Source organism: Achromobacter seleniivolatilans (genome assembly GCF_030864005.1).
GTDB lineage: Bacteria > Pseudomonadota > Gammaproteobacteria > Burkholderiales > Burkholderiaceae_B > Achromobacter > Achromobacter seleniivolatilans.
In genome coordinates, this window is record NZ_CP132976.1 from 5,789,581 (window position 1) to 5,804,442 (window position 14,862).

10 protein-coding genes and 2 riboswitches are annotated in these 14,862 nt (G+C 63.0%); of the genes, 6 read left to right on the plus strand and 4 right to left on the minus strand.

All coding sequences use genetic code 11. The features are described from left to right. Positions 1-11: 11 nt before the first annotated feature. From RAS12_RS26265 to gcvP, 6 genes are all read left to right on the plus strand, one after another. Complete coding sequence (locus RAS12_RS26265; protein WP_306942894.1) at positions 12-1,214, plus strand: BaiN/RdsA family NAD(P)/FAD-dependent oxidoreductase; 1,203 nt, start codon at positions 12-14, stop codon at positions 1,212-1,214. Between the two features lie 145 nt (positions 1,215-1,359). Next, a complete protein-coding gene (locus RAS12_RS26270; RefSeq protein ID WP_306942895.1) occupies positions 1,360-1,974 on the plus strand; it encodes a superoxide dismutase in 615 nt (204 codons plus the stop codon). A 29-nt stretch (positions 1,975-2,003) separates the two neighbouring features. Then, entirely contained in the window at positions 2,004-2,897 is an 894-nt protein-coding gene (locus RAS12_RS26275; protein ID WP_306942896.1) for a ZIP family metal transporter, read from the plus strand. A gap of 86 nt (positions 2,898-2,983) precedes the next feature. Beyond that, a riboswitch (glycine riboswitch) is annotated at positions 2,984-3,079 on the plus strand. A 33-nt stretch (positions 3,080-3,112) separates the two neighbouring features. Further along, a riboswitch (glycine riboswitch) is annotated at positions 3,113-3,235 on the plus strand. Positions 3,236-3,324: 89 nt separating this feature from the next. Then, entirely contained in the window at positions 3,325-4,425 is a 1,101-nt protein-coding gene (gene gcvT, locus RAS12_RS26280) for a glycine cleavage system aminomethyltransferase GcvT (RefSeq protein WP_306942898.1), read from the plus strand. Positions 4,426-4,524: 99 nt separating this feature from the next. Next, a complete protein-coding gene (gene gcvH, locus RAS12_RS26285; protein ID WP_306942900.1) occupies positions 4,525-4,902 on the plus strand; it encodes a glycine cleavage system protein GcvH in 378 nt (125 codons plus the stop codon). A 101-nt stretch (positions 4,903-5,003) separates the two neighbouring features. Then, on the plus strand, positions 5,004-7,877 hold the full coding sequence (gene gcvP, locus RAS12_RS26290; protein WP_306942903.1) for an aminomethyl-transferring glycine dehydrogenase: 2,874 nt from the start codon (positions 5,004-5,006) through the stop codon (positions 7,875-7,877). A gap of 104 nt (positions 7,878-7,981) precedes the next feature. Here gcvP and RAS12_RS26295 read toward each other — a convergent pair whose 3' ends face one another. From RAS12_RS26295 to RAS12_RS26310, 4 genes are all read right to left on the minus strand, one after another. After that, positions 7,982-9,952 carry a DUF945 family protein gene (locus RAS12_RS26295; protein ID WP_306942905.1) on the minus strand — a complete coding sequence of 657 codons (1,971 nt, stop codon included), beginning with the start codon at positions 9,950-9,952 and terminating at the stop codon, positions 7,982-7,984. 256 nt (positions 9,953-10,208) lie between these two features. Beyond that, the gene (locus RAS12_RS26300; protein WP_306942907.1) at positions 10,209-11,684 is read right to left on the minus strand and encodes a M81 family metallopeptidase; all 1,476 of its coding nucleotides are present in this window, start codon (positions 11,682-11,684) and stop codon (positions 10,209-10,211) included. A 28-nt stretch (positions 11,685-11,712) separates the two neighbouring features. Next, complete coding sequence (locus RAS12_RS26305; RefSeq protein WP_306942909.1) at positions 11,713-13,122, minus strand: amidase; 1,410 nt, start codon at positions 13,120-13,122, stop codon at positions 11,713-11,715. A gap of 45 nt (positions 13,123-13,167) precedes the next feature. Then, a complete protein-coding gene (locus RAS12_RS26310; protein WP_306942911.1) occupies positions 13,168-14,859 on the minus strand; it encodes an ABC transporter ATP-binding protein in 1,692 nt (563 codons plus the stop codon). Positions 14,860-14,862 lie beyond the last annotated feature (3 nt).

Below are 14,862 nucleotides of genomic sequence, written 5' to 3' on the forward strand. Positions count from 1 at the left end.
CTGGAGTTCTGATGTTTGATGTAGCCGTACTCGGCGCCGGCGCCGCTGGCATGATGTGTGCAGCGGTAGCCGGCCAGCGCGGCTTGCGCGTGGTGCTGGTCGACCATGCCGAACGCCTGGCGGAGAAAATCCGCATTTCTGGCGGCGGCCGCTGCAACTTCACGAACATCGGGACCGGACCCGCCAATTTTCTATCTGAAAATCCGCACTTTTGCCGGTCTGCCCTGTCGGCCTATACGCCGCAGGACTTTCTGGCGTTGATGAAGCGTCACCATATTGCCTGGCACGAGAAGCATCGCGGCCAGCTGTTCTGCGACGATTCCAGCGAATCCATTATCGACATGCTGCGTGCCGAGTGCGACGCGGGCAAGGTGCAATGGCGCATGGGCTGTTCGGTGACCGAGATCGCCCATGGCGAGCAAGGTTTTGAACTGCGCACGAGCCAGGGTTCGATACGCGCCGCAAAGCTGGTGGTGGCAACGGGCGGCATGGCAATCCCGCAATTGGGCGCCACCGACTTTGGCCTGAAAATCGCGCGCCAATTTGGCCTGAAGGTGGTCGAACCCCGGCCCGCGCTGGTGCCGCTGACTTTTGATCCCGTGATGTGGCAGCCGCTGTCCGAGTTGTCGGGCGTGGCCTTGGAAGTCAATCTGCAGACGGGGCAGGGCAAGACGCGCGGCGAATTCCTGGAAGACCTGCTGTTCACGCACCGTGGCCTGTCCGGCCCGGCGATTTTGCAGATATCCAGCTATTGGAAGCCCGGCGAACCCATTGTGGTGGATCTTGCCCCCGGCCGTGATCTGGCCGAAGAGCTGCTGGCGTCCAAATCGGGCAACCGGCAGCAACTGCACACGGTGCTGGCGGGGCTGTGGCCCAAACGCCTTGCCGACCGCTGGCTGCATCTGGCAGAGCAGGGCGGCAAGCCCGGTCTGGCGGCGCTGCGCCTGGCGGATGCCCCGGACAAGACGTTGCGCGGGCTGGCTCAAGATATTCATCAGTGGTCGCTCGTGCCCAGCGGCACCGCTGGCTACAAAAAAGCCGAAGTGATGCGCGGCGGAGTGGACACGCGCGGGCTGGATCAGAAGTCCATGCAGGCCAAGACCACCCCAGGGCTGTATTTCATTGGCGAGGCCGTGGATGTCACGGGTTGGCTGGGCGGCTATAACTTTCAGTGGGCCTGGGCCTCGGGCGTGGCCTGCGGCAAAGCGTTGTAAGCAGGGCAACTGCGGTGCCATAGCAGAGCGCTATGGCACGAATTGAAACGCTGCCATTGTGATATTAAATAAAAATACATATCATTTATGTTTTCGCTATTGACTTTCGCCCTCCACCGGGAGGGCGGGTCCACCGGAGACATGCATGGCCTACACCCTTCCGACCCTGCCATACGCCTATGACGCCCTGGAGCCTCACATCGACGCCGCGACGATGGAGATCCACTACACCAAGCATCATCAAACCTATGTCACCAGCCTGAACGCCGCGCTGGACAGCGCCGGAATCAGCACCGGCGAACCCGTCGAAGCCCTGGTGGCGCGTCTGGACCAGTTGCCCGAAGCCATCCGTGGCGCGGTGCGCAACCACGGCGGCGGTCACGCCAACCACAGCCTGTTCTGGTCCGTCATGTCGCCTGAAGGCGGCGGCGAGCCCGATGGCGCGCTGGCAGCCGCCATTGAATCCGAATTGGGCGGTCTGGCCGCCTTCCGCGACGCCTTTACCAAGGCCGCCCTGACCCGCTTTGGCAGCGGCTGGGCCTGGCTGTCGGTGACCCCCGCCGGCAAGCTGGTGGTGGAGAGCAGCGCGAACCAGGACACCCCTCTGATGCAGGGCAACACGCCGATTTTGGGCCTGGATGTGTGGGAACACGCCTACTATCTGAAGTACCAGAACCGCCGGCCGGAATACATCGGCGCGTTCTACAACGTTGTGAACTGGTCCGAAGTGGCTCGCCGCTACGCGGCTGCTAAGGGCTGAGCGCATCTCTCGAAGGAGGGTAGCGGCCTATGAACACGTTTAGCCGACATCGCGTGCGGCCAGCGGCGACCAGCATCAGTGTGTGGACGCTGGCCGTCATGGTGGCTTGCCTGGCCTTGCATCAGCTGTGGGCGTACCTGGACGTGCGCGCGCCGCACGTCGCGGATGCGCTGCTGGGCGGGCTGGTGGCCGCTGGCGCCACGGCGCTGGGCACGTTGCCCATCCTCTTTGCCAGAACGATCCCGCAGAAGGTCCAAGACAGCATGTTCGGCTTTGGCGCCGGCGTGATGCTGGCCGCCAGCGCGTTTTCGTTGGTGGCCCCTGGTATCGCTGCGGGTCGTGAGTTGGGCTATGGCCCCTGGGGCGCCGGCCTGACGGTGGGCGCCGCCGTATTGCTGGGCGCTGCGGTCTTGCTGCTCATGGATCGCACGCTGCCGCACGAACATTTCATCAAAGGCCGCGAAGGCATTGAAGCCCATCGGCTGCGCCGCACCTGGCTGTTCGTGTTTGCCATCACCTTGCACAATCTGCCGGAAGGGTTGGCGATTGGCGTGGGTTATGCCGGTAGTGATCCCGTCCGGGGCACGGCGCTGGCAACCGGTATCGCCATTCAGGACATCCCCGAAGGGCTGGTCGTGGCCGTAGCCTTGCTGGCCGCTGGCTACAAACGTGCGTTCGCGGTGGCGCTGGGCATGTTGTCCGGCCTGGTCGAACCCTTGGGCGCTGTGTTGGGTGCGGCCATTGTCGGTTGGTCTGCGCCGCTTTTGCCGTGGGGACTGGGTTTTGCTGCGGGCGCCATGTTGTTTGTCATCAGCCACGAGATCATTCCCGAATCGCACCGCAAGGGCCATGAGGTTTATGCAACCTGCGGCCTGATGCTGGGCTTTGTATTGATGATGCTGCTGGATACGGCGCTGGGGTAGGCCTGACGCCGCTTCCCGGGCATTTAGCCCCGGGAAATCCTGCTTTTCCGGTGCTTGTTTTCGTTGTATGCTTGGCGCCGCTGTCATGCATGTTTGCGGGAGAGAGCGGCCTTTTATCAGGGTCGCCGCCGAAGGCGCAATTCGCCCAGAATCGCTCAGGTAACCGATATCGCACATGCTTGCCCCGTCCCGGTTTTTACCGTGTGGATAAGGCAAAACAGTACTCTGGAGAGACCTGGCGCCGCCCCTGAACTAGGGACAAAGCGAGCAGCCCAGGCGCCGAAGGTGCAAACCCGCTACGCGGGGCAACTCTCAGGCAAAAGGACAGAGGGGCGGAAGATTCAGCCGTAGCCGTGCGGGCGCATTGCGCCTATTACGACCGGCATTCCGTAACCCTGGCATTACTGCCGTCCCGGAGTTCCCGCGCATGTCCGCAACCCTCAAACGCACCCCGCTGGCCGAAGAACATATCGCCTCTGGCGCCCGAATGGTCGATTTCGGCGGCTGGGATATGCCCTTGGCCTATGGTTCGCAGCTGGAGGAGCACCACGCGGTGCGCCAGGACGCCGGGATGTTCGATGTGTCGCACATGTTGAACGTGGACGTGATTGGCCCCGATGCGTTCGCCTTCCTGCAACGCCTGGTCGCCAACGACGTGGCCAAGCTGACGGTGCCTGGCAAAGCGCTCTACAGCTGCATGCTGAACCCGCAGGGCGGGGTCATCGACGACCTGATCATTTATTACTTCGCTGCCGATGAGTGGCGCGTGGTCGTCAACGCTGGCACGGCCGACAAAGACATCGCCTGGATGCAGCGCGTGAAGCAGGCGGGCCAGTTCGACGTCGCCATCACGCCGCGCCGCGACCTGGCCATGGTGGCCGTGCAAGGCCCGAACGCCCGGGCCAAGGTCTGGGCCGCGCGTCCTGCCTGGCAAGCCGCTACCGAACCGCTGACCCCGTTTGTCGCTGCCCGCGTCGCCGATGAGACCTTGGTTGCTCGTACCGGCTACACCGGTGAAGACGGTTTTGAAATCGTGCTGCCCGCAACCGAGGTTGTGCAATTGTGGCGCGACCTGGTTGCCCAAGGCGTGCGTCCCGCCGGTCTGGGCGCGCGCGACACGCTGCGCCTGGAAGCCGGCATGAATCTGTACGGCCAGGACATGGATGAACTGACCCAGCCGGATCAGGCAGGTCTGACCTGGACGGTGTCGCTGAAAAACGCCGACCGCCGTTTTATCGGCCGCGACGCGCTGGAACAGTTCGCCACCCCCGCCACCTTTATCGGCCTGAAACTGCAAGAGCGCGGCGTCATGCGCGCCCATATGGCCGTGCGTACCGCGGCCGGCACGGGCGAGCTGACCAGCGGCACCATGTCGCCCACCTTGGGTGTGTCGATCGGTTTTGCCCGCCTGCCGCAAGGTGTGCGTCCGGGTGACACCGCCGAGGTCGACATCCGTGGCAAGTGGGTGCCCGCCCTGGTCTGCAAACTGCCGTTCGTCCGTAACGGCAAAGCCGTCGAACACTCGTAAACTCGAAGCTTCGCGCGAGCGCCGGCCCGGTCAGGGCCAGGAACGCCCGCGCGAGGCGCGCAACACCATTCACCTACCCGTATACCCTCAGGAGTTCCCATGAGTCTGCCCACCGATCGCAAGTACACCGCATCCCATGAATGGGTCAAAGCCGAAGGCGACGTGTTCGTCGTTGGCATCACCGACACCGCCCAGGATCAGCTGGGTGACCTGGTTTTCGTTGGCGACGTGAAGGTTGGCGCCAAGCTGTCCGCTGGCCAAACTGCAGGTGTTGTTGAGTCGGTCAAGGCCGCCTCCGACATCTACGCGCCCGTGGATGGCGAAATCGTCGCCTTCAACGAAGAGCTGGAAAACAACCCCAACCTGATCAACGAATCGGCCTTTACCGCCTGGATCTACAAGATCAAGCCGGTCAACGCCGCCGACGCCGACAAGCTGCTGGACGCTGCCGGCTACGAAGCCGTCGCTAACGGCTAATCCGGCTCAAGGCGGGCGCGCGGCCCTCGTCCCGCGCCCGCCTTGCCAGACGCACTACCGTCCGCCCTTGGACGGACACCCGCTACCCCCGAGATCCCCCCATGTCGCGCGCCCTAGACACCCATACCGATTTTCTTCCCCGCCACATCGGCCCCTCCGACGCCGACCAGGCCGCCATGCTTCGCGTGATTGGCAGCGCCAGCCTGGACGCTCTGATCGAAGAAGTCGTGCCTCCCAAGATCCGCAGCCAAGCCCCGTTGGCGCTGCCGCAGTCGCGCAGCGAAACCGATGTGCTGGCCGAACTGAAGCAGATCGCGGGCCGCAACAAGGTCTACCGCAACTACATCGGCCAGGGGTACTACGGTACGCAGACGCCGAACGTCGTGCTGCGCAATATTCTTGAGAATCCCGCCTGGTACACGGCCTATACGCCGTACCAGCCGGAAATCTCGCAAGGCCGTCTTGAAGCCTTGCTGAACTACCAGACCATGGTCGCCGACCTGACCGGGCTGGATATCTCCAACGCCTCGCTGCTGGACGAAAGCACCGCTGCTGCCGAAGCCATGACGCTGGCTCGCCGCGGCGCCAAGTCGCAAAGCCCGGTGTTCTTCATTTCGCGCCACGTACATCCTCAGACCCTGGAAGTCGTGCGCACGCGCGCCGAAGGCTTGGGCATCGAGATCGCGGTGGGCGACGAGGCCGAAGGCTTGCCCGAGTGCTTTGGCGTGCTGCTGCAATACCCGCACAGCACGGGCTCTGTATCTGATTACCGCAAGCTGGCCGAAGCCGCTCATGCGCAAGGCGCTGTCGTTGCCTGCGCCACTGACCTGCTGGCGCTGGCGCTGCTGGCCGCTCCGGGTGAATGGGGCGCGGACATTGCCATCGGTTCGGCACAGCGCTTTGGCGTGCCGTTCGGCTTTGGCGGCCCGCACGCTGGCTTCATGGCATGCAAGGACTCGTTCAAGCGCAACATGGCTGGCCGTCTGGTCGGCGTGTCCAAGGACGCGCAAGGCAACCCGGCTATGCGTCTGGCGCTGCAAACGCGTGAACAGCACATCCGCCGTGAAAAGGCCACGTCCAACATTTGCACCGCGCAAGTGCTGCTGGCCGTGATGGCCGGTATGTACGCCGTGTGGCATGGTCCCGCGGGTATTCGCCGCATTGCAGAGCGCGTGCAGCGCAGCACCGCGATCCTGCGCGCCGAGCTGGTCAAGCTGGGCGTGAAGGTCGTCAACGACACGTTCTTCGATACGCTGCTGCTGGAAACGGGCGCGACCACCCCGGCCATCCTGACCGCCGCCGATTGCGAGCACATCAACCTACGCCGTGTCGACGGCGCGCGTCTGGCGGTGTCGCTGGATGAAACCGTGACCGTGCAAGACCTGCAAGCGTTGGTCAATGTCTTTGCCGCCGGCCTGGAACGCGATGATGTCGAACTCGACATTGACGCGCTGGACGCCGCGGCTGCTGGCGGTATCCCCGCTGGCGTGGCGCGTGAAAGTGCGATCCTGTCGCACCCGGTCTTCTCCAGCGTGCAATCCGAAACCGACATGCTGCGCTACCTGCGCCGTCTGGCCGACAAGGATCTGGCCCTGGACCGCACGATGATCCCGCTGGGTTCGTGCACCATGAAGCTGAACGCCACGGCCGAGATGATCCCCATCACCTGGCCCGAGTTCGCGTTGATCCACCCGTTCGCGCCCGCGTCGCAAAGCCAGGGCTATAACGAGCTGATCACCCGCTTGTCGGACGCGCTGTGCGAGATCACCGGCTACGACAACATCAGCCTGCAACCCAACTCGGGCGCGCAGGGCGAATACGCTGGTCTGCTGGCCATCCGTGGTTATCACCAGGCCAACGGCCAGCATCAGCGCAACATCTGCCTGATCCCGTCGTCGGCGCACGGCACCAATCCTGCCTCGGCCCAACTGGCTGGCATGGACGTGGTGGTGGTGGCTTCTGATTCCAACGGCAACGTCGATCTGACCGACTTGCGCGCCAAGATCGAGCAGGTTGGCGACAAGCTGGCCGCGCTGATGATCACGTATCCGTCCACACATGGCGTGTTCGAAGAAGCCGTGACCGAGATCTGCGATCTGGTGCACAAGGCGGGCGGCCAGGTCTACCTGGACGGCGCCAACATGAACGCGATGGTCGGCGTTGCGCAGCCGGGCAAGTTCGGTTCGGACGTGTCCCACCTGAACCTGCACAAGACCTTCTGCATTCCGCACGGCGGCGGCGGACCCGGCGTGGGTCCCGTGGCAGTGCGCGCCCACCTGGCGCCATATCTGCCGGGCATTGTGAACGAGCAGGGCAAGCTGCCTGGCGACGCCAAGGTGGGTCCGGTTTCGGCCGCGCCCTTTGGTTCGGCTGGCATTCTGCCGATTCCGTTTGTGTACATCTCGCTGATGGGCGCTGACGGCCTGCGCCGCGCAACCGAAGTCGCGATCCTGAACGCGAACTACATCGCTACGCGCCTGCGCGACCATTACCCGGTGCTGTACGCGGGCCGCAACGGCCGCGTGGCGCACGAGTGCATTCTGGATGTGCGTCCGCTCAAGGAAACCAGCGGCATCAGCGCCGAAGACATCGCCAAGCGTCTGATGGACTATGGTTTCCACGCGCCCACCATGAGCTTCCCGGTCGCGGGCACCTTGATGGTCGAACCGACGGAATCCGAAGGCATTGCCGAGCTGGACCGCTTTGTCGAGGCAATGATTTCGATCCGCGAAGAGATCGCCCAGGTTGAGCGTGGCGAACGCGACCGCGAGGACAACGTCCTGAAGAACGCGCCGCACACCGCGCAAATGCTGCTGGCCGAAGAATGGCTGCACGACTACCCGCGCCAGCAAGCCGCCTACCCGGTGGCTTCGCTGCGCGACGCCAAGTACTGGCCGCCGGTGGCTCGTGTGGACAACGCTTATGGCGACCGCAACCTGATCTGCGCTTGCTTGCCGATCGAAGCCTACGCGTAAGCGCTAGTGGAAACCGTCCGGCGCAAACCGGGCGGTTCAGGCGATAAAAAACCCCCATCGAATAAAAACGATGGGGGTTTTTTTTGACCGTTGAATCGGCTGGCTTACTTCGCCGGCACGCCCTTGGCGGCTTTGCCAAAGTCTTCGGCAATGCTGATGAACGTGTTCAGCAGGATTTGCAGGTTTTCCTTGCCGATTCCGCCTTCCGCGTTCATGTCCATTTGCAGCACGGCCTGGTTCTTGCCATCCAGGTATGCGCGGGTCCAGCGGTATTCCTGGTTCCAGGTGTTAATGGTCTTGAGCGACATCGGCTTCTTCGTGTTGTAGGTCGCCGTCACCACCAGATCCAGGCACTTCTCGGTGAAGTCGTTGCACAGGAAATCCAGGCGCAGCTCGGTCGCGCCGGTGCTGCCCGGGCTCAGGACCAGAACGGGGCCTTCATCGCCGTCGCTCTTTTCCACGGTGTAGCCCATGTCATCCAGCATGGCGGACACCGACTCCAAGTCGAAGTCCTGCAGCATGCCTACAGCAGCAGCGGTCGCGGCCGGGTCTTCCTGGCCGAGACTCGTGCCAGCAGGCTCGTCTTCTTCGTCATCGTCATCATGGTCCATCGAACCCATGCCGGCAGCGCCAAGCAGACCGCTGAACAGCTCATCGGCGGGGATCTTCTTGCCGTTCAGATCGCCCATGCCGTCGGCAAAGGTGAACTTGCCAACGATGTTGTCGCCGTCGTTCTTGCCGACGTTGAACATTTCGGCCATGCCAGACATTTGGCGCACGGACTCTGCGGCCTCTTCGGCAGCCTTGGCGGCGGGCACGTTTTCTTTCTTGATGGCGTATTGCGCGACCAGGTCCTGAACCATCGGCTTGGAGATGATCAGGGTGGCGTCGATACGCTTGATGGCTTGAACCACGATTTCCTGCGGCGTCAGATTCTTGACGTCGGGCGGATTGGCCATGTCCAGCGTGAAGGTCAGCTTGCTTTCACCCTTGGGCGTCTTCCAGCTGATCGGATCAATGCTGAAAGACGGATTGCCCGCCAGCAGCTTGCCCGCGTTATCCAGCAACGACTGGAATTGCTCGTCCTTCAGGCCTTCGTCTTCCGCGCTGGCCATGTATTGACGAATGAGCTGGTTGTACGTGTCCGACAATTGCTTGAGAGCCTGGCCATCAAGCTTGGCCAGCTTGATGACTGCTTGCCCATTGCCCAGTGCGACGTCGTTCACCGTGATGTCGCCTGTCTGGTAGGCGGCCTGCACGTTCATCGACTTGTCGTCTTCGGTCACCTTGACGCCGTAGCCGAAGTTGTCGAGCGAGAACTTGATGTCGTCTTCAGCACGGGTGGCTTCGACGCGCTTGATCTTCAGATCGGAATCGCCGGTCGAGAGACCGAACTTGCCCATCTTGCTGTTGATATCAATGGTCATGCCGGTCAAGTTCATCACGACCGGATCACGGCTTTTCGTGCCATCGATCGCCAGCTTGTCCATCACGCCGTGGGCGGTGACGGATTGCAGGGCCCGATCAAACGTGCCGTTGATCACGAAACCGCTGAAATCCACCGAGTTGCCATCCACCGCGGTTTGCACGGGTGCGATCTTGCCGGTGGAGGTCGTGAGACCGCTGTAGCTGACGACACCATCGGTGACCAGCGGCGAGACGCCCTTGGTCAGTTCAAACACTGGCTTGAGGTTGTCCGTCTTGGCCACTTCGGTATGGACGAAGGCCAGCTTGGGTGCAATGGCGCCGCGCGCGAGTGCGCTCTTGGGGAAGGGACCGTGTTCGACGACCGCGTCGAATTCGATCATGCCCGCAGGCATGGAATCAGGGCTCTTGTCGTTCTTTACGAGCGACACGCCATAACGTGCCTGGGTCGAAAACAGGCCGCGTTCGTATTTGAGCTGGTCGATACGCACACCAAACAGCGGCGTCAGCTTGGCCAGCTTCTCATTCGCTTCGGCCAAATGCCGCTGCGAGCTTTCTTCAATGCGCTTGCCGGTGTACCACGTGGCGCCGATCCAGCTTCCCGCTCCCACAATGACCACACCCAGGGTGATCGCTACGCTCTTTTTCATCGTTGTGCTTTAGTCGTTGATTATCGAGTCATATCCGGCAGGCGAGGCGTTCGGACCTTTACGATCACTCTCTCGCCCTGGTCTGCCACCGGCATACACATATTCATCGGCCTGTAAGGGCCAGCGGCGGAGTATACGGGGGGGCGTGATCCCTCAACCGTGCGGACCGTTACCGAAGATTTCAAAATGAAAGGCCGGCGTTTTTTGGCGCCGGCCTTTTTGTCGACAATGTTCAGAATCCCGAATTTTCCGTAGTTTACAGCGGGTCCAGCGGATAAATCGGGCGGCGCACGTGTTTGAATTCCAGCTGGCTGTAGTCAGACGTAGTGACGCCCACGCCAGTGCATTCGATCACCTGTGTTGCCATGTCGGAGAAACCCGCCCGCCAGTGCACGCGGCTCTTGAGCACTACATAGCGCTTTTGCAGCGGATCGATGCCAGCCGACAGCAGGCAATTGATGTCGAAGGGTTCCTGGTGGCGGGAAACTACCACGATTTCCACGCGGCCTGTATCAATCACAACCGTCAGCCCGGTGTCGTTACGCACGCCGCGGTACATAGGGCCGCGGTTCAGATAGACCCCGTCAAATATCAGTTTGACGCGGCCGGTGACTTCCAGCGGCTCGCTGGGCTGCTTGATGGCTGGCATGGGCAACTTGCCGCCCAGCTTCAAGGTGATGGTCTTGCCTACGCCCGCTGTGGCGGCTTCCAGCGCCGCCTGCGGGTCGCAGATCGCATAGAAGACGACGTTGTCCAGTTCCTGGCGCAGCACTTCGGCCAGCACGGCCGTGGTGTCCATGGTGCCGCCCGAACCCGTGTTGTCGAAGTGGTCCAGCAACACGACGGGGCCTTGCTCAATCTGTTTGGCGCGCGCGATGGTGGGCGCAAGCGGTTCGGGGTGGAAGACCCAGTCGGCGCGGCCGGCCCAGGCGCGTTCCAGCAATTCGTCGCGGTATTGCTCGGCCTCGGCCAATTTGCCGTCAGTACAGACGACGGCGCTCAGACCCGCTTCGCGAATGTCGGCATGCGGAAAACCCACAAACACCGACGCCGCGAGCACGCCGTTGGCTTCCAGTTCCTTGCAGCGTTCCTGCAGGGGCTTGTTGGGCGCCGCGTGCGTGCCCTGGCACATGATGTGCGGCAGCATGGGCTTGTTGGCCCACGTCATGACCGGTTTGATTTCGCCAGCCAAGGTGCGCACGATGACGTTGGCGGCGCGCACGCCTGCGTCGCGGATGTCTACGTGAGGATAGGTGTGGAACCCGCTGATGACCGTGGCGTTGTCCACGATGTCGTCATAGATGTTGGCGTGCATGTCCAAGGTCACGGCCACCGGCGTCTTGGGATCGATCTCGCGCAAGCGGCGCAGCAGATCGCCTTCTGCATCTTCCACGCCTTCGGCCACCATTGCGCCATGCAGGTCCAGCAAGATGGCATCGAAGCCGCCCTGTTTGACCTGGTCCAGAATCAGCTTGCACAGCAGTTCGTGGGTCTCGGCGCTGGTGGGGCCGCTGGGCCAGGACTCAGCCGCTACCGGCACCACCATGTCGGCGCCGACGCGGCGCGCGACTTCGATGTAGCCGCCCAAGCCGCTGTCGGTGTTTTCGTAAGCCTTGATGGCGCGCTCGCCAGCCAGGATTTCGGGATTGCCGCGGAAAAAACGTTCGAGAGGGGTCGGCACGGGCGAATAGGTATTCGTCTCGTGCTTGATCATTGCCAAAAGCCAACGCATGGGAATTCCTGTGGGTTGCTGTGGAAAGTCAGATCGTCTTCGGGGGCTGGGGCCAGGGGTGTTGCGCAGGACGCATCTGTTCCCAGGCGTGGGCCACGCGTAATACGCCCAGATCGTCAAAGCGTGCGCCGGCAATTTGCAGCCCGATGGGCAGGCCCGCCCGCATGTAGCCGCAATTGACGGAGGCAGCTGGCTGCTCGCTCATGTTGAAAGGCAGCGTGAAACCGATGTGGTGCATGGTCGTCGCAACTTCATTGGTGGGGGACGGCCATTCGGCGTTGTAGGCCACGACAGGCGCCACGGGCGACAGCACGTAATCAAACGGCGCGCACGCAGCGACGGTCTTGGCGCGCACGTTCAAGGTTTCGTAATAGCTGCGGAACACAGCTTCGCCCGATTGGCCGCCGCCGCTTTCCGCCCAGGCACGAATGAAGGGAAGAATCTTGGCACGGCGCGCCTCGGGCAGCGCCGCCAGATCGATGGCCGAGCGCGTGCGCCAGAACCTGTCCACGCCTTCCAGCATGTCGGGCGTCATCCATGGCAACATCGGCGTGACGATCGCGCCAGCGGCTTCGAAGGCGCGTGCAGCCTCTTCTACCGCCTGCCGGATTTCGGGGTCCAAGGGCAGGCCGCAGCCAGCATCCATCAGCAGGCCAATGCGCAGGCCGCGAACCTCTTGCGACAGATTCAGCCAGTCAAAGTCTTGAAACGGCAGACTCATGTGGTCACGCGCATCAGGCTGGGACAGCACGCCCATCATCAGCGCGGCATCCGTGATGGTGCGCGTCATGGGGCCTGCGCAGCGGCCCATGAAGGGCGGGTCGATCGGAATGCGGCCCAGGCTGGGTTTGAGCGTAGCAACGCCGCACCAGGCGGCGGGCAAACGGACGGAGCCGCCGATATCGGTGCCGATGTGCAGCGGGCCATAACCGGCTGCTGCCGCAGCGCCCGCGCCCGCGCTGGAGCCGCCGGGGTTCTTGGTCAGGTCCCAGGGGTTGCGAGTCAACTCATGGAAGCTGGACAGTCCCGAGGACAGCATGCCGTAGTCGGGCATGGTGGTCTTGCCCAGCAGCACCGCGCCGGCTTCACGCATGCGGGCGGCGGGGGGCGCGTCGGCGGCTGCCGGGGTCAGGTCGGTTGCGGCCGTGCCCAGCGGAATCGGCGTGCCGCGCGTGGCAATGTTTTCCTTGATGGTGGCAGGCACGCCATCCAGCGTGTAGCCGCCGCAGGATTGCGGCTCACCCTTCATCCAGCGGGCTTCGGACGCTTTAGCCATGGCCAGCGCCTGTTCGGGCTCCAATGCGTAGGTGGCCTTCAGCTTGGGTTCCCAGCGCTCGATATGTTCCAGCACGGAGCGGGTAGCTTCAACGGGCGAGAGGGTCTTGTTGCGATACGCCTGCAGGAGTTCCTGGGCGGACAGTTCATGCGGTTGTGGCATCTCGGTTCCAGTCGTTGATTCGTTAGGCGACGGGCCTTCAGGGCATCAGGGCGCGGGGGCGTGGGTCAGGCCGGCGGCAATGGGCCGGAAGTTGCGGAAGTCCCAGTCGCGTCCGGGGGCGGCGTCGATCAGGGCGCGGGTGTATTCATGGCGCGGTTCCGTCAGCACGGTCTCGGCAGAACCGGTCTCGACGACCTTTCCGCGCTGCATGACCATGATGGTGTCGCAGATCTGCGCGGCAACGCGCAGGTCGTGCGTGATGAACAGCACGCCCACGCCAGTGCGCTGCCGCACTTGTTCCAGCAGCTCCAGCACTTGGGCTTGGACCGATACGTCCAGGGCCGACACGGCTTCGTCGGCCACCAGGATCTCCGGGTCCATGACCAGCGCACGCGCAATGCAGATGCGCTGGCGCTGGCCGCCTGAGAATTGATGCGGGTAGCGGCGCATGGCATCCGGACTCAGTCCCACCACGGTCAGCGTTTCGCCGGCGCGCTTTAACGCCTGGTCGCGCGGCATGCCAAAGTTCAGCAGCCCTTCAATAATGGACTCGCCAACGGTGCGGCGCGGATTCAGTGACCGGTAGGGGTCCTGGAACACAATCTGGATGCGGCGGCGCACGGGGCGCAGCGCGGAACCGGACAGGGTGCTCAGGTCTTCTCCGCCCATCATCATGTGGCCGGCAGTGGGTTCGATCAGTCGCACAATGCAGCGCGCCACCGTCGATTTTCCGGAACCGGACTCGCCGACAATGCCCAGGATTTCGCCCTTGCGCAAAGTCAGGTTGACGTCGGTCGCGGCGATGACGTTGTGCGCCGCCTTGCGTGAAAACAGCGAAGTCTTGCCGCCGTAGGTGCGGCCCAGGCCCTTGACGTGCAGTACCGGCTGGCCTGTAGGCGCGTCGCGCCGGTTGGGTATCAGGCTGGGCACGGACGACACCAGGCGCCGGGTGTAGGACTGTTTGGGCTCGGCCAGAATCTCGTTGCGCGTGCCGCTTTCGATCAGATCGCCGCGGTTCATGACGACAATGCGGTCCGAGATCTCGGCAACCACGCCGAAGTCATGGGTGATGAACAGCACGGCCGTCTGATGCTTGACTTGCAGTTCCTTGATCAGGGCCAGGATCTGTTTTTGGGTCGTGACGTCCAGCGCCGTGGTCGGCTCGTCGGCAATCAACAGCTTGGGTTCCAGGATCAGCGCCATGGCGATCACAATGCGCTGGCGCTGGCCGCCCGACAATTGGTGCGGATATGCCTGGAAAATGCGTTCTACATCCGGCAGGTGCACGGACCGGAACATCTCCAGCACCTTGGCGCGGCGTTCGGCCGCGTTCATTTTCTTGCGATGCAGGCGCAGCACTTCGTCGACCTGCTGGCCCACGGTATGCACGGGATTCAGCGCGGTCATGGGTTCCTGGAACACCATGGCCATGCGGGTTGCGCGCATCTCGCGCAAGCGGCGCGGGGTAGCGGTGGCGACGTCCTCGCCTTCAACGCGAATCGACCCCGCACTGATGGAAAGAATGCCTTGCGGCAGCAGGCCCATCACTGCCAGTGATGTGACAGACTTGCCCGAGCCGGATTCACCGACCACGCAGACCGTTTCGCCAGCATGCACATCCAGGCTGAGGTTGCGCACGACGCGGTTGCCCGCGCCGGCCACTTCCACCGACAGATTGCGGATGGCCAGGATGGCGGGCGAGGTATCGCCCGCAGGAGGGATAGGGGAGTAGGTCATCGG

Coding starts and splice junctions, on each gene's coding strand:
- RAS12_RS26265 (WP_306942894.1), top strand. CDS start 12: ATGTTTGATGTAGCCGTACTCGGCGCCGGCGCCGCTGGCATGATGTGT.
- RAS12_RS26270 (WP_306942895.1), top strand. CDS start 1,360: ATGGCCTACACCCTTCCGACCCTGCCATACGCCTATGACGCCCTGGAG.
- RAS12_RS26275 (WP_306942896.1), top strand. CDS start 2,004: ATGAACACGTTTAGCCGACATCGCGTGCGGCCAGCGGCGACCAGCATC.
- gcvT (WP_306942898.1), top strand. CDS start 3,325: ATGTCCGCAACCCTCAAACGCACCCCGCTGGCCGAAGAACATATCGCC.
- gcvH (WP_306942900.1), top strand. CDS start 4,525: ATGAGTCTGCCCACCGATCGCAAGTACACCGCATCCCATGAATGGGTC.
- gcvP (WP_306942903.1), top strand. CDS start 5,004: ATGTCGCGCGCCCTAGACACCCATACCGATTTTCTTCCCCGCCACATC.
- RAS12_RS26295 (WP_306942905.1), bottom strand. CDS start 9,952: ATGAAAAAGAGCGTAGCGATCACCCTGGGTGTGGTCATTGTGGGAGCG.
- RAS12_RS26300 (WP_306942907.1), bottom strand. CDS start 11,684: ATGCGTTGGCTTTTGGCAATGATCAAGCACGAGACGAATACCTATTCG.
- RAS12_RS26305 (WP_306942909.1), bottom strand. CDS start 13,122: ATGCCACAACCGCATGAACTGTCCGCCCAGGAACTCCTGCAGGCGTAT.
- RAS12_RS26310 (WP_306942911.1), bottom strand. CDS start 14,859: ATGACCTACTCCCCTATCCCTCCTGCGGGCGATACCTCGCCCGCCATC.